Origin of the sequence: Fodinibacter luteus (assembly GCF_039541575.1) — a bacterium.
Classification (GTDB): Bacteria; Actinomycetota; Actinomycetes; order Actinomycetales; family Dermatophilaceae; genus Fodinibacter; species Fodinibacter luteus.
The window spans coordinates 90,568-108,056 of the sequence record NZ_BAABGM010000013.1 but is presented as its reverse complement, the minus strand read 5'-3'; the positions used below and the strand labels follow the sequence as shown (position 1 = coordinate 108,056).

Sequence of the window (17,489 nt, the reverse complement as noted above, 5' to 3'; positions counted from 1 at the left end):
GCGCGCACCGACACCCCCGGGAAGGCGCGCGGGCGGACCCGGCGCTCAGCGACGGCGAGCGGTGAGCAGCAGGTACTCCCACGCCATGACGCCCCCGGACAGGTGCCGGTCGCCGAGGTCGGCGAGCGCGGCGTCCAGCTCGGCGGCCCGCTCGGGGGTGTCGGCGAGCGTCCGGTACACCGCGATGGTCGGGCCGTAGCGGGTCTTGAAGTAGTCGCGGAACGCCGCGCCGTCGTCGAACCGGTCGACGGGGAGGTGGGCGCGGGCCGTGTCCACCTCGTCGACGCGGTCACCGAGCAGGTCGAGGACGTGTGGTTCGGACCCCCACAGGGGCGCCGGGGAGGCGCCGGGCGGCGGCGGCGGGGCGTACGGGCGCATGACGGAGAACATCTGTCCGATGAAGCCCTCGGGGGTCCAGCTGACCAGCCCGATCCGGCCGCCCGCGCGGGTCACCCGGACGAGCTCGTGGGCGGCGGCGCGGTGGAACGGCGCGAACATCACCCCGACGCACGACGTGGTCACGTCGAAGCTGCCGTCGGGGTAGGGCAGCGCCTCGGCGTCGCCCTCGTGCCACGCGACGTCGAGCTCCTCGGCCCGCGCGGTGCGCTCGCCGACGGCGAGCAGCTCGGGGGTCAGGTCGGATGCCGTGACGCTCGCCCCAGCGCGGGCCGCCGGCAGGGCGACCGTGCCGGTGCCCGCTGCGACGTCGAGCACCTGGTGGCCGGGCCCGACCTCGCAGGCGTCGACGAGCACACCGCCGAGCGGTGCGACGATCTCCGCGGCGACGGCGGGGTAGTCGCCGAGCGCCCACATGGCCCGGTGCTTCTGCTTGACCTCGGGCGCGGCGCCGTAGTGGATGCCGGGGGCGGCGTGGGTCGTGTCGGTCATGGTCTGGCTCCTTCGGGTGGTGAGGTCTCCAGCGTCGCGGTGGGTGTGGTCGGCATCCAGTGCGCCTTGTGTAGCGGCGCCGGTTCACGATCTGTACTGGCCACCGGCGCCCGACGGGTGTGCACTGGTGGAGCGGGGTGGGCCGGGCGGCCGTCCGCAGGAGGTGGTTCGGTGTCGACCTACGGCCAGTTCTGCCCGATCGCCAAGGCGATGGAGGTGCTCGACGAGCGGTGGACCCTGCTCGTCGTGCGCGAGCTGCTGCTCGGCAGCCGGCACTTCAACGAGCTGCGGCGCGGCAACCCGAAGATGTCGCCGGCCCTGCTCTCCAAGCGGCTGCGCAGGCTCGAGCGCGCCGGCGTCGTCCGGCGCCACGTGGGCGGTGGTCGCAGCTCCTACGAGCTGACCGAGTCCGGGCTCGAGCTGCGGGCGGTCGTCGACGCCCTCGGCGCGTGGGGTGCGCGGTGGGTCGGTGACCTGGGGGAGGAGGACCTCGACCCGCACCTGCTGCTGTGGGACGTGCGCCGCACCATCGCGGTCGAGAGGTGGCCGCGGGGGCGAACCGTCGTCGCCCTGCGGTTCGCCGACGTGGCGCCGCCGGTGTCGCGCTGGTGGATCTGCGTCACGGGGGACGAGGTCGACGTGTGCGACGTGGACCCGGGCTTCGAGGTGGCTGCCACCGTGCACACCTCGCTGCGCGCGATGACCGAGGTCTGGCGCGGCGACCGGGGCTGGGTCGACGCCGTCCGCGCAGGGCAGCTGGGCGTCGAGGCCCCGAGCGAGGTGGCGCGGGCCGTGCCCTCGTGGATCGGCCAGTCGCTCCTGTCGGCCGTGCCGCGCCCGGCCTGACTCGGCCGTGCCGTGGCCGGCCTGACTCGGCCGTGCCGCGCCGGGCCCGGCTCCGCCGGGCCCGCCCGGGTCGCTGGGCTCGGGGAACCCGCTCCGGGGGCTGGGCGGGAGGCACTGCGGGGCGACTGGGACGCGCACTCCGGGGCGGGCCGGGACGCCCTCCGGGGCCGGCTGTCAGTGGTCGGTCCTAGCGTGGACGCAGACCACCTGGAAGGGGTGAGAGACGATGACCAGCCACGACACCACGATGGCCGTCGAGTGCCGCACGTGCCCGGTGCGCGAGCTGCACTGCGCGGACTGCATGGTGCCCGTCCTGCTCGACCTCGCCGCGCCCGCGCTGCGCGTCGACTACTCGCTCGATCCCGACGAGCGCGCGGTCGTCACCCGGCTCGTCCACTCGGGTCTCGTCAGCCCGGAGACGGCGGCGCGGGTGCGGGCGCGTGCGGAACCGGTGCCGGGGCAGGACGAGGCGCGGAGCGAGGGCGGTCGCGCGGTGGGGTGAGTCGTCCTGAGTGGTGCTTCCTACGATGGGGCGGTGCGCGTCGCCCCAGCCCGGAACCGCACCGCCGCCCGCCGTGTGCGGGCCGCGGTCGTCACGGTGCTGCTCGGCGGGTTCGTCGCCCTGGCCGGGGCGTGCTCCGAAGGGGCTGCACCGTCCGCCGCGGGTGATCCCGCCGCCGCGCCGACGGGGCCCTCCGCACGGGCGGGGGAGTCATCGGGTGCCGCTGCCGCCCCGACCGGCGGTGCCCCCCTTCCACCGGGGGTGTCCGCCGGCATCGCCCGGATGCTCGACCGGCGCGCGCTCGCCCACGTCACGGGGGATGAGGCGGGGTATGCCTCGACGGTCGCCGACGTCGCCGGTCCCGACGGTGCCGCCCAGCTGGCCGCGTTCGCCGCGGCCCGTGCCCTCGGCGTCTCGTTCCTCGAGGTGGGAGTGCCCGCCGTGGAGCCGGTCGTCGGCGTCGAGGGGCGGTGGCGGGTCGAGGCGGACCTGCGGTACCGCCTCGGTGGGCTCGACCGCGGCGACCGGGTGGCGCGGGTGCGGTACGTCGTCGAGGGCCCGGGGTCGGCGTCGGCGTCCGGTTCGGGCTGGCGGGTCGTGTCGCAGGGGCCCGTCGGGCCGGGGGCGAGCGTGCCGTGGGTCGCGATGCCCGAGCTGCAGGTCCGGCGCGGGGAGCACGCCGTCGTCGCCGGCACGGTGTCGGCGCACCGGCTGGCCGAGCACGTGGGGGTCGTCGACCGGGCGCTGCCGCCCCTGCGCCGGCAGTGGGCAGGTGCTCCGGACCGGGTGCTCGTCCTCGCCCCGGCGACGCCCGACGAGGCCGACGCCCTGCTCGGCCGCTCGTCCGGGGCGGGGGTGGCGCCGGTGGCCGCGACCACCGAGGGGCCGACCGGCCCCGCGGGTACCGCGACCGGCGACCGCGTCGTGCTCGACCCCTCGGCCCACGCCCGGCTCACGCCCTCGGGCCGCGACGTCGTGCTGACCCACGAGCTCGCGCACGTCGCCGTCCGGGCCAGCGTGCCGGGGCGCCCGGCCCGCTGGCTCGCCGAGGGTTACGCCGACCACGTGGGGTACACCCGAGCGGACGTCCCCGCCAAACGGCTGCTCGAGCCGCTCGTCGGGCGGGTGCGTGCCGATGGGGCGCCGTCGCGCCTCCCGACCGCGGACGACCTCGACCCGGCGCACGGCGACCTCGAGGTGGCCTACCTCGCGGCGTGGCAGGCCGCCGAGCTCGTCGCGGCCGAGCACGGCGAAAACGCGCTGCGCCGGCTCGTCGTCGCCGGCTCGTCGAGGGGGTCCGACGCCGACGCCGAGGCGCAGACCGATGCTGCGCTCGCGTCGGTGCTGGGGACGACGCGCGACGAGCTCACCGCAGCATGGCGCCAGCGACTCGCCGCGCTGACCCGCTGACCCCGTTCACCGCTGACCCCGGTTCACCCCGCCGAGCCGGGTCACCAGGCGAGGCCCCACCGGAACCAGTGCCGGTCGTCGAGCAGCACCCTCGGCGGGTCCGGGTGGTCGAGCCGGTCGACCATGATCCGGGTCCAGTCGTCCTCGTGCCCACGTACCCAGGCCAGCCACCGCCCGTCGGGGGAGAAGGCGGGGGACCCGTCGTTGAGGCCGTCGTCGTAGTCGCCCGCGGTGTCGTCGGTGACCCACGTGAGCACGCCGGTGGCGAGGGTGAGCACCGCGACGTCCATCTGGAGGACGGGGATGCCGTCCGGGGACGTCGTCGCGCACGGGCGCGTCGCGCTGAACGCGAGACGGGTCCCGTCCGGCGACCACGCAGGCCCTGCGGGCCACTGGTGGCCGGCGGCGAGCTCGACGAGGTCGCTCGTGCCGAGCGGGACACCGCCGCCGGCGGCCGCCGCCACGGACGTGGGGTCCGCCACGACGAGGCGCTGCCCGAGCCACGCCATCGTCACCGGGTCCTCGACCGACAGCGTGGCGACCAGCCCGGACGTCGGGTGCCAGGCCGGTTCCGCGAGGTACTCGCCCGGTGCCACCGCGGTGATGGGGTGCACGCCTCCGCCGGGTACCTCGACCGCCACGAGGTCGGCGCGGTCGAAGGTCCCGCCCGGACCGAGGCGGTGCAGGGAGCACACGACGGTCGAGGCGTCGAGCCACACCGGGGTGGCTCCCTCGACGGGCAGCTCGGCCACGGGCGCGCCCGCCGCGCTCACGACGGGCAGGCGCGTGGGCGTGACTGCGTCGCTGCTCATGAAGACGATCCGGTCGCGCCCAGGTGACCACGCGGGGTCCCGGTCACTCACGAACGGCACGCCCGATGACTGGTCCGTGAGCCTTCGGACGCTTCCACTCGCCACGTCGACGCCGAACACGTCCTCCTGCGACGTCGGCTCGGTGCCGTCGATGGTCCACGCGAAGAAGAGGATCTCCCCGGTGAGGCCGTGCCCCCCTCCGTGCCCGTGCCCTTGCCCTTGCCCGTGACCTCGACCGCGCCCCGGCCCGCGTCCCCGCCCCGGTCCGGGGCCACGATCCGGTCCGGGGCCACGGCCCGGTCCGGGGTCGCGATTCGGCCGCCGTCCCGTGCCCGGGATGGCGGCGCTCGGGGGCCACCACCCGGCGCGGCCCAGCCCGGGCCGCGACCGTCCGGTCGGCCCGTCGGTCGTGCGAACGCTGTCGTTCACGGCATCCTCGCCTTCCCCCAGCCCTTCGGGCGGACGCCGACGATGGCGTCCGCCCCCATGCTGTCCGCCGTGCCGACGGGTTGCAAGGCGAGCACCGTGGGCCCCCGGCTCAGGTCGTCGTCGGCAGGGACCGCCGCGGGGAGGGCACCGGGTCGGCGCCTCTGCAGCTCCCCTCGGCGCCGCGACCGGGAGGCACGTCGTCGCGGTCGGCGTCGTCACCTGTCCCCTGGGGCACGACGAGGGATGCCGCGACGAGGGCGGCGACGAGCCAGAACTGGTTGTAGAACGCCTGCTTGTTGACGAGGTTCGCGACGCCGAGCACGAGCGCGAGCCAGCGCAGCAGCTCGTCGACGCCCGGGCGGCGCCGCCACACCGCCCACGTGGCGACGGCCACGGCACCCACCATGGCCGCGCCGGTCACCGCGAACGGGAGGGTGACCCCGTGCTCGTTGAGCGCGTAGAGGTACCACGTGTTCGCGAACCGGATCGGGTGGAAGCCGAGCAGCCTCGTCACGGTGTCGTCGACGAAGGCGCCCGCGTCGGCCACCACCCAGGGCAGCATGAGCAGGCCCGCGAGCCCGCCGGTCGCGAGGGTGCGCGCGGCACCGAACGGACGCCACACGAGCAGGACCGGTGCGAGGAGGGCGAGGTGCTGCTTGCTCGCGCAGGCGAGCGCCAGCGGGAGCACCGCCCACCACGCGTGCCCGCGACGGACGAGGACCGCCCACCACACGATCGCCGCGGCGAGCACGGGCTCGGTCCACGCCTGGTCGACCTGGGTCAGGCTGCCCGGCGCGAGCACGAGCACGGCCGTGACCGCGGCGGCACGCTCGACCCGACCGCGCGCGAGGGCCCACAGGCCGGCGTACAGCACGAGCGACCAACCGAGCACGGCCCAGCGCACGTCTCCGGCGAGCCAGCGACCGGGGGCGGTGAGCACCGCCATCCAGGGCAGGTAGGGGAAGAGGTCCTGGACGCCGGGGGAGTCGGTCCACTGCTGGGTGTAGAGGTTCTCCCCGCGGCCCAGGGCGTCGGCGCCCTGCTGGAGCACGACCCACACGTCGATCTTCGGGGCCCGGTCACCGAGGATCGCGACGACGGCCAGTGCCGAGTGCGTGAGCACGGCGAGTACGTATGCCGCGGTGGCGGCTCCGCGTCCGGGCCGGGCGAGCAGCACGGCGCAGCCGAGCCCGCCGGTCGTGAGCACCACGAGAGCCGCGGTGAGCCACCCGCCGGTGACGTAGCTGAACAGCGGGACGGTGAGGGTGATGGCGACCGAGCCGACGAGCACGGCGGGGGCGAGCCACCGCGGCACGGGGATGACGAGCCGGCGCACGAGCCACCACGCGAGCAGCGCGGTGCACACCGTGAGGGTGAGCACGATCGGTACCCGGAACCGCACGACGCTCCACTGGAGCACGCCGAACCACGCCAGCCACGCGGCGCCGAGGACGACGGCGGCGGCCGGCGCGGCGAGGCGCGGCCCTCCGGCGGCGAGTGCCGTCGGCGCCGACGGCGCTCCCGGTGCTGCGCTCGGGTCAGCCACCGTAGAGGGCGTCGACCTCGTCCTCGAAGTCGCGCATGACGACGTTGCGCTTGAGCTTCAGGGACGGTGTGAGGTGGCCGGACTCCTCGGTGAAGTCACCCTCGAGGATGGCGAACTTGCGGATCGACTCCGCCTTGGAGACGGCCGCGTTGGCCTCGTCGACGGCGTGCTGGATCTCGGTGAGCACGCGCTCGTGGGTGCGCGCCGCGCTGAGCGACACGCCTTCGAGGCCGTGGTTGGCCGCCCAGCCGGGGTACATCTCCGCGTCGAGGGTGACGAGGGCACCGATGTACGGCTTGCCGTCTCCGACGACGATGCACTGGCTGACGAGCGGGTGGGCGCGCAGGCGGTCCTCGAGCACGGCGGGGGCGACGTTCTTCCCCCCGGCGGTGACGAGGATCTCCTTCTTGCGCCCCGTGATCCGCAGGAAGCCGTCGGCGTCGAGGTCGCCGATGTCGCCGGTGTGGAACCAGCCGTCGTGGACCGCCTCGGCCGTGGCGGTCGGGTTGCCGCGGTAGCCACGGAAGACGTTGACGCCGCGCAGCCAGATCTCGCCGTCCTCGCCGATGCGCACGTCGACCCCAGGCAGCGGGAGGCCGACGGTGCCGATCTTCATCGCCGAGGGGCGGTTGACGGTGGCGGGGGCGGTCGTCTCGGTGAGGCCGTAGCCCTCGAGGATCGTGACGCCGATGCCGCGGAAGAAGTGCCCGAGCCGGGTGCCGAGGGGTGCCCCGCCGGACACGGCGTACTGGATCCGGCCGCCCATCGCCTCGCGCAGCTTCGCGTAGACGAGCTTGTCGAAGATGGCGTGGCGGATGCGCAGGCCGAGCGGGACGCTGCCGTGGTCTCGGGCCTCGGACCACGCGATGGCGGCTGCGGCGGCACCCGCGAAGATCCGGCCCTTGCCGCCGGCCTCTGCCTTGGCCTCGGCCGAGTTGTAGACCTTCTCGAAGACCCGGGGCACGGCGAGGATGAAGGTCGGCCGGAAGGTCGAGAAGTCGGCGAGGATGGCCTTGAGGTCGGACGAGTGCCCCATCCGCACCCCGGCGGCGACCGCCAGCACCTCGATGAAGCGGGCGAAGACGTGGGCGAGGGGGAGGAAGAGCAGGGTCGAGGCGCCACCGGCCTTGACGACCTCGGAGATCTCCTCGGCGGTGTTCTCGGCGAGGGTGAGGAAGTTGCCGTGCGTCAGCTCGACGCCCTTGGGCCTTCCCGTCGTGCCCGAGGTGTAGATGACGGTGGCGAGCGTCTCGCGTGACATCGCCGAGCGGCGCGCCGCGAGCTCGGCGTCGTCGACGTGCCCGCCCTCGCGGCTCAGGGTGTCGACCGCCCCGTCGTCGATGACCCAGACGTGACGCAGCCCGGTGAGGCGCGGCCGGGATCGCTCGACCGTCTCGCGGTGCGCTTCGGTCTCGACGATGACGCCCACCGCCCCGGAGTCGGTGAGGATCCACTCGACCTGGTCGGCGGAGGACGTCTCGTAGATCGGCACCGGCACGGCGCCCGCGGCCCAGAGCGCGAAGTCGGCGACGGTCCACTCGTAGCGGGTGCGGCTCATGATGCCGACGGCGTCGCCACTGCCGATGCCGGCGGCGACGAGCCCCTTGGCCAGCGCGGTGACGTCGGCGGCGAAGGTGGCGGCGGTGACGTCGGTCCAGCCCGCACCGGAGCGGACGGAGAAGGTGACCCGGCCGGGCTCCGTCGTCGCCCACCGCAGCGGCAGGTCGGCAAGGCTCCCCTCGGACGTCTCTGGCAGGACGAGCGGCACGGACTTCTCGAGCACGATCGGCTTCCTTCGGGGGCAGGCGTGACGGGGGACACCTCAACTCTAGGACCCCGCCGTACCGGTACCCTCCCTGCCATGGCCGACCGCACACAGTCCACCGTCGAGATCGCCGCCGAACCCGGCGACGTCATCGACGTCATCGCCGACTTCGAGCGCTACCCCGAGTGGGCGCACGAGGTCACCTCGGCCACCCTGCTGAGCGAGGACGGCGACGGCTGGGCGGACCAGGTCGAGTTCCACCTGCACGCCGGCCCCATCAAGGACCACTACGTCCTCGAGTACGACTGGAAGATCGCCGAGGACGGCACGGGCAGCGTCTCCTGGCACCTCGTGCGGGCCGTGCTCCTCAAGGGGCTCAACGGCACCTACTCCCTCGACCGGGTGGCCGGGGGGACCCGTGTCACGTACGACCTCGAGGTCGAGCTGACGATGCCCATGATCGGGATGCTCAAGCGCAAGGCCGAGAAGCACATCATCAACACCGCGCTCACCGAGCTCAAGAAGCGCGTCGAGGGCTGACGCCGGATGCCCCGCGTCGTCCTCGTGACCGGCAAGGGCGGCGTCGGGAAGACGACGACGGCCGCGGCCGCCGCCGTTCACGCCACCCGGGCCGGCATCCGCACCCTCGTCATGTCCACGGATGCCGCGCACAGCCTGGGCGACGCCCTCGACGTCGACCTGCGCACGGCGCGCACCTGGCGCGACACCCACGAGGTGACCCCCGGGCTGCACGCGCTCGCCGTCGGCGCGCACACCGCCGTCGAGGCCGACTGGCAGGTCGTGCGCGACTACCTCCTCGGCGTCCTCGACGCGATGGGGGTCGACCCGGTCGTCGCCGACGAGCTCACGTCGCTGCCGGGCGCGGAGGAGGTCGCCGCGCTCGCCGCGCTCGCCCACCAGGCCGCCGCCGGCGACTGGGACCTCGTCGTCGTCGACTGCGCCCCCACCGCCGAGACGCTGCGCCTGCTCGCGCTGCCGGAGGTGCTCGGCTGGCACCTCGACCGGCTCCTGCCCGCCCAGCGCCGGCTGCTCACGGTGCTGCGGCCCGCGGCGTCCGCCGCGACGGGGGTGCCCCCGCCGGGGCCCGAGGTGCTCGGGGTGCTGCGGGCGTGGCGCGACCTCATGGTGGGCGTCCGGGCCCTGCTCACCTCGCCGCGGGCGAGCGTGCGGGTCGTGCTCACCCCGGAGCGGGTCGTCATCGCGGAGAGCCGGCGGGTGCTGACGTCGTTGTCCCTGCACGGGTACGCCGTCGACGCCGTCGTCGTCAACCGCCTCCTCCCGGCGACCGCCCCGGGCGACACCGACCCGTGGCGCACCGCCTGGGCGAGCGCGCAGGAGTCCGGGCTGCTGCGGGTGCGGGAGTCCTTCGACGGCATCCCCGTGCTGTGCGCCCCGTACCTCGCCGGCGAGCCGATCGGCGCCGACGCCCTCGACGCCCTCGCGGCCGCGACCCGGGCCGACGGCCGCCCCGCCCCCGACCTCCTCGCCGACGTCGACGTGCCCGGCATGCGGGTCGAGGCCGACGGCGAGGACTTCGTGCTCACCCTGCCCCTGCCGCTCGTCTCGGCCGGCGAGGTCGAGATGGCCCGCCGCGACGACGACCTCGTCATCGCGGTCGGCGGGCAGCGCCGCGTCGTCACGCTGCCCTCGGTGCTGCGCCGCTGCGTCGTCGACACAGCCGCGGTCGGCAACGGTGAGCTGCGGGTGCGGTTCGAGCGCGACGAGGAGCTGTGGGCCAGTGGGCGCTGAGCGCTGGGACGAGCAGGTGGGGTCGGTGGCCGACGAGGCCGCACGGCTGCTCGAGAGCCTGCGCCGCTCCGCCGAACCGGCCGCGGGTGAGGGTCCGGCCCCCGGCCCGGACCCCGTCCCCGGGCCGGGCACGAGCCCGAGGCCGACCACCGGGGCCGCGGCCGACCGCCCCGGGCCTGCCGACACTCCACCCGACGTTCCACCCGACACGGCAACGGACGCCCCACCCGACACGGCATCCGACGTCCCACGCGACACGGCATCCGGCGCGCCCTCCGACACGGCGTCCGGTGCCTCCCGGCCCCGCCCCGGCACGCCGGCCGCGGCGGCGCACGACCCGTTCTGCACGTGGTGCCCGCTGTGCCGCACCGCCGAGGTCGTGCGCACCCTGAGCCCCGAGACCCTCGCCCGCCTCGCCGACCTGGCCGGCCTGGCCGCGACGGTGCTCGCCGACCTCGCGAGCGCCCGCGCGGCGGGGGGTGGCGGGACGACCCCCCCGGGGGCCGCGGCCACGGGGGGCTCCGAGCCCGACCGACCCGACCCTGCCACCCCCCGGCGAGGGAGCCCGAGCCGGCCCATCCCCGTCCGCGACGCCGACGACCCGCAGGAGGCACCTCGTGGCTGACGCACCACTCGCCATCGGCATCGACATCGGGGGCACGAAGGTGGCCGGTGGCGTCGTCGACGCCGCCGGCCGCGTCCTGGCCCGGACCCGGCGCGACACGCCGCACCGCTCCACGAGCCCCCGGGTCGTCGAGGACACGATCGTCTCGGTCGTCGAGGAGCTGCTCGCGGGCACCGACCGCGCGATCCTCGCCGTCGGGATCGGCGCCGCCGGGTTCGTCGCCGCCGACCGGGCCACCGTCGTCTTCGCACCCCACCTGTCGTGGCGCAACGAGCCGCTGCGCGAGTCGCTCGGCAGCCGGGTCGCGCTGCCGATCTTCGTCGACAACGACGCCAACGCCGCCGTGTGGGCCGAGCACCGCTTCGGCGCCGGCCGCGGCGAGACCCACCTCGTCATGGTCAACCTCGGCACCGGCATCGGGGGCGGCGTCGTGCTCGACGGGCGGGTCATCCGCGGCCGCTACGGCATCGCGGGGGAGTTCGGCCACATGCAGGTCGTGCCCGACGGCATCCGCTGCGAGTGCGGCAACCGCGGGTGCTGGGAGCAGTACGCCTCGGGCAACGCCCTCGTGCGCGAAGCGCAGGCTCTCATGTCGGCCGGCAGCCCCGTCGTCTCCGACCTGTTCGACCGCGTCGGTGGACGCCCCGAGGACCTCACCGGGCCCCTCGTCACCGAGGCCGCCCGCGACGGCGACCCGCTCGCCCGCGAGCTGCTCTCCGAGATCGGGCGCTGGCTCGGGATCGGCATCGCCGACCTCGCCGCCGCGCTCGACCCGGGCACGTTCGTCATCGGCGGCGGGGTCAGCGCCGCCGGCGACCTGCTCCTCGGCCCGGCCCGGGAGGCGTTCCGCCGCCAGCTCACCGGGCGTGGCTACCGCCCGGAAGCGGCCATCGTCGCCGCCGAGCTCGGGAACGAGGCGGGCCTCGTCGGTGCGGCCGACCTCGCCCGCACCGACGCGCTCGCCGGCTGAGGCCACCGTGCCCGCGGTGCGGGTCGCGACCTACAACACCCGCGACTTCCTCGACGACCACCGCCTCGCCGCGCGCATCGTGCGCGCCATCGACCCGGACGTCCTCTGCCTCCAGGAGGTGCCGCGACGGTTCCTCGGGGGGTGGCGGGTGGCCCGGTTCGCCGCCTCGTGCGGCATGCGCTGGCCGGGGCGGCACCGTGGCAGCGGCGGGACGACCGTGTTCACCTCCCCGCGGGTGCGGGTGCTCGCCAGCCACCACGCGAGGCTGCCGGTGCGCTGGCCCGATCGCACCCGCGGCTACGCGGTGGCCCGGATCGCCGTGCCCGGCGGCGCCGAGCTCACCGTCGTCTCGGTGCACCTCAGCCTCAAGCCGCACGAGCGGGTGAGCCACACCGAGCGGATCCTCCAGGCGCTCGCCGACCGCGGCCCGCTCGTGCTCGCCGGTGACCTCAACGAGGGCGACTCCGGCGCGGCCTGGCGGCTCATCGACGTGCCGGACCGGATGCGGCTCGTCTCGCCGGACGTGCCGACCTACCCGGCACGCGCCCCCCGGCGCCGTCTCGACGTCGTCTTCGCCTCGCCCTCGCTGCGCGTGCTCCCGCACCGCGAGGTGCTCCTTCCGGATGCCGTGTGGGCGCGTGCGAGCGACCACCGCGCCACCTGGGTCGACCTCGACGTCGGCCCATGAGCCCGGCCAGATACCCGGCTCACCGTGGGAACGCGTCGCACGGCGGGGCCGCATGCCCCATCATGGAGGGGGGCACGAGGTGGTCGTGCCGAGGTCTGGAGAGGTACCGGTCAGCATGAACAGGCGCAGCAAGATGCTGCTCACCGCCGCCGTGGCGGTCCCGATGGTGCTCGGCGGCGCCGGAACCGCGTACGCGGCGCACTACCAGGACCGCGCCCTGCCGGGCAGCGCGGTCGCCGGCGTCCCGGTCGCTGGGCTGACCCGTGCCGAGGTCGAGGACATCGTGCGCGAGCGCGCCGCCGACGTGGCCATCACGATCGAGGCCGGCGAGGCCTCGCGCGCCGTCACCCTCACCGACCTCGGCTACACCGTCGACGTCGACGCGACCGTGGATGCCGTGCTCGCCGCCAACAAGTCGTGGTCGTCGTACGCGACGTCGCTCCTGTCCGACCGTGACGTCGACGCCGTGGTGCGCACCGACCCCGCGGTGGCGGAGGCGGTCGCCGCCGACCTCGTCGGCAAGGCCGGCAAGGCCGGCTCGGACGCGCGCGTCGAGCTGTCGAAGAAGAAGACGTCCTTCCGCGTCGTGCCGGCGGTGCAGGGCCACACCGTCGAGGCGGACAGCTTCCAGGACGTCGTCGCGGCTGCTGCCCGCGACCTGTCGTCGGCGACGGCCACGGTGCGGTTCACCGACGTCACCCCGGACGTCACCACCGCCGAGGCCGAGGAGGCCGCCGCCGCGGCGAACGCCATCGTCAAGCGCAAGGTCGTCGTCTCCGACGGCGAGGACGAGCATGCCGCGTCGGCGCGGGCGAAGGCGTCGTGGGTGACGATCCCCTCCGCCGACGGCTCGCTCGGCGCCCCGCAGCTCGACGCGAAGAAGATCCGCTCCTGGGTGGACTCGCTCGCCAAGGACGCCAAGGTCACCCCGCGCTCGGGAATGCGCAACGTCGCCCCCTCGGGCTCGGTGCTCACCGTCGTCAAGAAGGCCCGCGACGGCAGGTCGGTCACGAACGCGGCCGCCGTCGCGACCGCGGCAGCGGAGGCGGTCGCCGCAGGTCGTGCGTACGCCGGTGACTTCGAGTACGAGACCGTGGAGGCCACGTGGACCGACCGGGTCGTCGCGCCCGGCGCCGAGCGACTCGCCTACCCGGCCGCGCCCGGCGAGAAGTGGATCGACGTCGACCTCGGCAGCCACACGATGACCGCCTACGTCGGGGCGGACGTCGTGTACGGGCCGATCTCCATGGTCAACGGGGCGCCCGAGACGCCGACCGTCGCCGGCACCTTCCGCGTCTACCACAAGAACCCGATGATGACGATGCGCGGGAACAACGCCGACGGCTCGCCCTACGAGACCCCGAACGTGCCGTGGTCGACCTTCTTCCACCGCGGCTACGCCCTCCACGGCGCGCCGTGGCGCTCGTCCTTCGGGTACACCGGCTCGCACGGCTGCGTCAACCTGCCCGTCGGGGCCGCGAAGTGGGTCTACGACTTCGCGACGGTCGGCACGGCGGTCGTCAGCCACCGCTGACCGGGGCGTTCCCGAGCGCCACGCGGTCGGCGCGCGACGCGGTCGGCGCGCGTCGGGCGGGTCCGTCCGACGTCGTCAGATGCGTGCCCCGTCGTCCCCGCTCGTGGGGTCGCGGTGCTTGGGCTGGCGCAGGATGAGCAGCCCGAACCCGACGAGCGAGACGACGACCGCCGCGACGAACCAGCGCGTGCTGTGGAACGGGCGCGCGAAGACGACGTAGAGCAGCATGAGCGGGCCCGCGACGAGGCCGATGACCGCACCCCAGAAGTGCAGGTCCTCCTGCGGCGGCAGGATCACCTCGGGCGGCTCGAAGTGCTCCTCCTCCTCGAGCGCCGCCTCGGCCTCGGCAGCGGCCCGCTCGGTGACCGGGTCGGTGGGCTCCGGGGTCCGCCACGCCGTCGGGGGGACGACGACGTCGAGCGGGGAGGGGTTGACCCAGGGCGACGGAGGAGCCGCTGTCTGGGCGGCCGGGTCACCCGTGTCGGGCGGGCTCGCCTCCGGCGCAGCCGCCTCGGGATGACCCGCCTCGGGGGTCCCGGCCGGCGGGGCAGCCGGCCCGAGCCCGACGGCATCCGGCGCGGCCGAGGGGGGCTTCACGGCATCCGGCGCATCCGGCGCATCCGGCTCGCCCGGCGCGGCATCCGAGGTCCGGGGCGCGGCGTCCTCCACCGGGAGGTGGGGGTCGGGCAGCGGCCCGTCCCAGCGGGCCACGATGGATGCGAAGCGCGCGTCGACGTCGCGCTCGTCCATGTCGCCGGGCCGGTCGGGCACGAGGTCTCCTACGGTGCTGCGGGCTGGGATGACGATCTTCGCACGGCGTCCGCCCGACCGGCAGTGTGACCCAGTGCACTAGAGTTCGGGCGTCGCGTGATGAAGGGTGGTCCGGTTGTTCTACTGGGTGCTGAAGACGGTCGTCCTCGGGCCGATCCTCCGCCTGCTCTTCCGGCCCTGGGTCGAGGGGTCCGAGCACGTCCCGGAGACCGGGGGCGCCATCTTCGCGAGCAACCACCTGTCCTTCTCCGACTCGATCTTCCTGCCGCTCGTCGTGCCGCGCCGGATGACGTTCCTCGCCAAGTCCGACTACTTCACCGGGGAGGGCCTCAAGGGCCGGCTCACCGCGGCGTTCTTCAAGGGGGTCGGTCAGCTGCCCGTCGACCGCTCGGGGGGTCGCGCGAGCGAGGCCGCGCTGCGCTCGGGCCTGAAGGTGCTGCGCCGCGGCGAGCTGCTCGGGCTCTACCCCGAGGGCACCCGCAGCCCCGACGGCCGGCTCTACAAGGGCAAGACCGGCGTGGCCCGGATGGCGCTCGAGGCAGGGGTGCCCGTCATCCCCGTGGCGATGATCGACACCGACAAGGCCCAGCCGACCGGCAAGAAGATCCCCAAGCTCATCCGCGTCGGCGTGCGGATCGGCGCCCCCCTCGACTTCTCCCGCTACGAGGGGATGGAGGGCGACCGGTTCGTCCTGCGCTCGATCACCGACGAGATCATGTACGCGATGATGGAGCTGTCCGGCCAGGAGTACGTCGACATGTACGCCTCGGCCATGAAGGACCGCATCGCCCGCGAGAAGAAGATCCGGGCCAAGGAGGCCCACGAGGCGGCGCAGCCCGGTCGCGCCGTCTCCGAGCTCGAGGGTGCCCTCGACGCCGCGGAGGGCCTCGACGACGACGCCGGCCCCCAGCGGCGCGCGAGCTGACAGGATCCGCATGGGGGTGCTCGGACCGAGCTCGGTGCGCTCCGGCCGGCGCGAGCCGGTCGTCGTCGAGTCCTTCCACCGCGGGCTCGACGTCTTCCGACCGCTCGCCGCGCTGTACGCCGCGTGGCTCGCCTGGCAGCGCCACGAGACGATGGTGCGGCCGTGGGTCGCGGCCGTCGTCATCGCCGTCATGCTCGTGTGGTCACTCGCCCTGCTCGCCTACCGGCGGCGCAGCGTGCGACTCGTCGTCGTCGAGGTCTCGATCGCCGTCGTCGGCATCTTCGCCACGATGCTCGCCGAGACGCCGGAGGCCATCGCCGCAGGCCAGTTCACCATCCCGACGATCTGGGCGGCGGGCTCGGTGGCCGGGGGTGCGGTCGTCGCGGGTGCCCGCGGCGGCCTCATCGCGGCCGGCGTCATCGCGGTGGCCGACCTCATCGAGGTCGGGACCCCGACCCAGGCCACGGTCCACAACATCGTCCTGCTGTTCCTCCTCGGTGGGCTCGTCGGCCTGGCCGTCGACCTGGCCCGCACCGGCCTGGAGCGGGAGGAACAGGTGCTCCTTGAGCGCGAGCGCCTCCACGAGCGGGAGCGGATCGCCCGCGTCGTGCACGACGGCGTGCTCCAGTCGCTCGCCTACATCCACCGTCGCGGCGACGAGATCGGCGGCCCCGCCGCCGAGCTATCCGTCATCGCGGCGGAGCAGGAGCGTTCGCTGCGCCGGTTCGTGTCCGGCACCGGTGCACCCGACGTGGCCGACGTCGACCTGCGGGGCGGCGACGTCGAGCTCGACCTGCGCCGGCTGCTCACGGCGCACGAACGCCCCGACGTGTCAGTCTCGGTCCCGGCCGACCCCGTCGCGCTCGACCCGCTCGTCGCCCGCGAGGTCGACGCCGCCGTCGCGGCGGCGCTCGACAACGTCGACCGCCACGCGGGCCCGGGCGCCCGCGCCTGGGTGCTCCTCGAGGGTGGCTCGGGCGGGCTCGAGGTGACGATCCGCGACGACGGGGTGGGGGCGGAGCCGGCCGACCTCCTCGGGGCCGCCGACCGCGGCCGGCTGGGCGTCAGCTCGTCGATCCGCGGGCGCATCGAGGACCTCGGAGGCTCGGTGACGTGGACGACCCGGCCCGGCGGTGGGTGCGTCGTGCGGATGACCGTCCCGCGCGCCGCCTCCCCGGACACCGCCGGCCGCACCCCACCCCGGGCGACCGCCCCCCAGAGCACCCCGGAGCGTCGATGAGCGACACCGCACCGCCTGCCGTGCCCGGTCCCACCGTTCTCGTCGCCGACGACCACCCGCTGTGGCTCTCGGCGCTCGAGCGCGACCTCACGGAGCACGGCATCGCCGTCGTGGCGACCGCGGCCGACGGGCCCGCGACGGTCCGTCGGGCCCGTGCCACGCGCCCCGACGTGCTCGTGCTCGACCTCAACCTGCCGGGGATGCGCGGTGACGAGGTGTGCCGGGCCCTCGGCGACCTGCCGACGCGGGTGCTCATCCTGTCGGCGAGCGGCGAGCAGCACGACGTCCTCGCCGCGATCAAGGCGGGAGCCACCGGGTACCTCGTGAAGTCGGCCTCGGCGGGAGAGATCGTCGACGCCGTCCGGGCGACCGCCAGGGGCGAGGCCGTGTTCACCCCCGGCCTCGCGGGGCTCGTCCTCGGCGAGTTCCGGCGGATGGCCGACGCCCCGCAGCCACAGCCCACGAGTGCGACCGAGCGCCGGCGCCCGATCCCCGAGCTCACCGAGCGCGAGACCGAGGTGCTGCGCCTCGTCGCCACCGGGATGTCCTACAAGGAGATCGCCGCCGAGCTCTTCCTGTCGCACCGCACCGTGCAGAACCACGTCCAGAACACCCTCGGCAAGCTCCACCTCCACAACCGGGTCGAGCTCGTGCGCTTCGCCCTGGCGCGTGGCCTCGAGGACGACGAGGCCACGGCGCCCTGACCGCTGTGGGGCGTCCGGTGGCCCGGCCAGGCATACCGGCATGCGGGCACAGAGGGGCCCCACC

17 protein-coding genes are annotated in these 17,489 nt (G+C 75.0%); 12 read left to right on the top strand and 5 right to left on the bottom strand.

Annotated features, from left to right (window positions below; all coding sequences use genetic code 11):
* Positions 1-45: 45 nt before the first annotated feature.
* Positions 46-888 carry a class I SAM-dependent methyltransferase gene (locus tag ABD899_RS10180; RefSeq protein WP_345205361.1) on the bottom strand — a complete coding sequence of 281 codons (843 nt, stop codon included), beginning with the start codon at positions 886-888 and terminating at the stop codon, positions 46-48.
* Between the two features lie 171 nt (positions 889-1,059).
* Here ABD899_RS10180 and ABD899_RS10175 point away from each other — a divergent pair, with 171 nt between their 5' ends.
* From ABD899_RS10175 to ABD899_RS10165, 3 genes are all read left to right on the top strand, one after another.
* Positions 1,060-1,734, top strand: coding sequence for a winged helix-turn-helix transcriptional regulator (locus ABD899_RS10175; protein WP_345205358.1), 675 nt, complete (start codon positions 1,060-1,062; stop codon positions 1,732-1,734).
* Positions 1,735-1,960: 226 nt separating this feature from the next.
* On the top strand, positions 1,961-2,236 hold the full coding sequence (locus tag ABD899_RS10170) for a hypothetical protein (protein WP_345205355.1): 276 nt from the start codon (positions 1,961-1,963) through the stop codon (positions 2,234-2,236).
* A gap of 33 nt (positions 2,237-2,269) precedes the next feature.
* Entirely contained in the window at positions 2,270-3,646 is a 1,377-nt protein-coding gene (locus tag ABD899_RS10165) for a hypothetical protein (protein WP_345205353.1), read from the top strand.
* Between the two features lie 41 nt (positions 3,647-3,687).
* On the opposite strand, the gene ABD899_RS10160 is transcribed toward ABD899_RS10165, so the two are convergent.
* The 3 genes from ABD899_RS10160 to ABD899_RS10150 all read right to left on the bottom strand — a co-directional run bounded on the left by ABD899_RS10160 (position 3,688) and on the right by ABD899_RS10150 (position 8,216).
* Positions 3,688-4,458, bottom strand: a complete 771-nt coding sequence (locus ABD899_RS10160; RefSeq protein WP_345205350.1) for a TolB family protein — start codon at positions 4,456-4,458, stop codon at positions 3,688-3,690.
* 538 nt (positions 4,459-4,996) lie between these two features.
* A complete protein-coding gene (locus ABD899_RS10155; RefSeq protein WP_345205348.1) occupies positions 4,997-6,433 on the bottom strand; it encodes a hypothetical protein in 1,437 nt (478 codons plus the stop codon).
* Positions 6,426-8,216: an AMP-dependent synthetase/ligase gene (locus ABD899_RS10150; RefSeq protein ID WP_345205346.1), complete on the bottom strand. Its 1,791-nt coding sequence runs from the start codon at positions 8,214-8,216 to the stop codon at positions 6,426-6,428. Before ABD899_RS10150 ends, ABD899_RS10155 begins: the two co-directional genes overlap by 8 nt.
* A gap of 78 nt (positions 8,217-8,294) precedes the next feature.
* Between ABD899_RS10150 and ABD899_RS10145 the strand changes: the two genes are divergently transcribed.
* From ABD899_RS10145 to ABD899_RS10120, 6 genes are all read left to right on the top strand, one after another.
* Entirely contained in the window at positions 8,295-8,738 is a 444-nt protein-coding gene (locus ABD899_RS10145; protein ID WP_345205344.1) for an SRPBCC family protein, read from the top strand.
* A gap of 6 nt (positions 8,739-8,744) precedes the next feature.
* On the top strand, positions 8,745-9,968 hold the full coding sequence (locus ABD899_RS10140; protein ID WP_345205342.1) for an ArsA family ATPase: 1,224 nt from the start codon (positions 8,745-8,747) through the stop codon (positions 9,966-9,968).
* The gene (locus ABD899_RS10135; protein WP_345205339.1) at positions 9,958-10,593 is read left to right on the top strand and encodes a hypothetical protein; all 636 of its coding nucleotides are present in this window, start codon (positions 9,958-9,960) and stop codon (positions 10,591-10,593) included. The genes ABD899_RS10140 and ABD899_RS10135 overlap by 11 nt, the downstream gene beginning before the upstream one ends.
* Positions 10,586-11,563, top strand: a complete 978-nt coding sequence (locus ABD899_RS10130) for an ROK family glucokinase (RefSeq protein ID WP_345205337.1) — start codon at positions 10,586-10,588, stop codon at positions 11,561-11,563. Before ABD899_RS10135 ends, ABD899_RS10130 begins: the two co-directional genes overlap by 8 nt.
* Positions 11,564-11,579: 16 nt before the next feature.
* Positions 11,580-12,251: an endonuclease/exonuclease/phosphatase family protein gene (locus tag ABD899_RS10125; RefSeq protein WP_345205334.1), complete on the top strand. Its 672-nt coding sequence runs from the start codon at positions 11,580-11,582 to the stop codon at positions 12,249-12,251.
* A 115-nt stretch (positions 12,252-12,366) separates the two neighbouring features.
* On the top strand, positions 12,367-13,785 hold the full coding sequence (locus tag ABD899_RS10120; protein ID WP_345205332.1) for a L,D-transpeptidase family protein: 1,419 nt from the start codon (positions 12,367-12,369) through the stop codon (positions 13,783-13,785).
* Positions 13,786-13,860: 75 nt separating this feature from the next.
* On the opposite strand, the gene ABD899_RS10115 is transcribed toward ABD899_RS10120, so the two are convergent.
* On the bottom strand, positions 13,861-14,556 hold the full coding sequence (locus tag ABD899_RS10115) for a hypothetical protein (protein WP_345205329.1): 696 nt from the start codon (positions 14,554-14,556) through the stop codon (positions 13,861-13,863).
* Positions 14,557-14,671: 115 nt separating this feature from the next.
* Here ABD899_RS10115 and ABD899_RS10110 point away from each other — a divergent pair, with 115 nt between their 5' ends.
* The 3 genes from ABD899_RS10110 to ABD899_RS10100 are packed head-to-tail and all read left to right on the top strand — an operon-like array spanning position 14,672 to position 17,425.
* Entirely contained in the window at positions 14,672-15,481 is an 810-nt protein-coding gene (locus ABD899_RS10110) for a lysophospholipid acyltransferase family protein (RefSeq protein ID WP_345205326.1), read from the top strand.
* 10 nt (positions 15,482-15,491) lie between these two features.
* Complete coding sequence (gene macS, locus ABD899_RS10105; protein WP_345205323.1) at positions 15,492-16,721, top strand: MacS family sensor histidine kinase; 1,230 nt, start codon at positions 15,492-15,494, stop codon at positions 16,719-16,721.
* On the top strand, positions 16,718-17,425 hold the full coding sequence (locus ABD899_RS10100) for a response regulator (RefSeq protein ID WP_345205320.1): 708 nt from the start codon (positions 16,718-16,720) through the stop codon (positions 17,423-17,425). Before macS ends, ABD899_RS10100 begins: the two co-directional genes overlap by 4 nt.
* Positions 17,426-17,489: the final 64 nt, after the last annotated feature.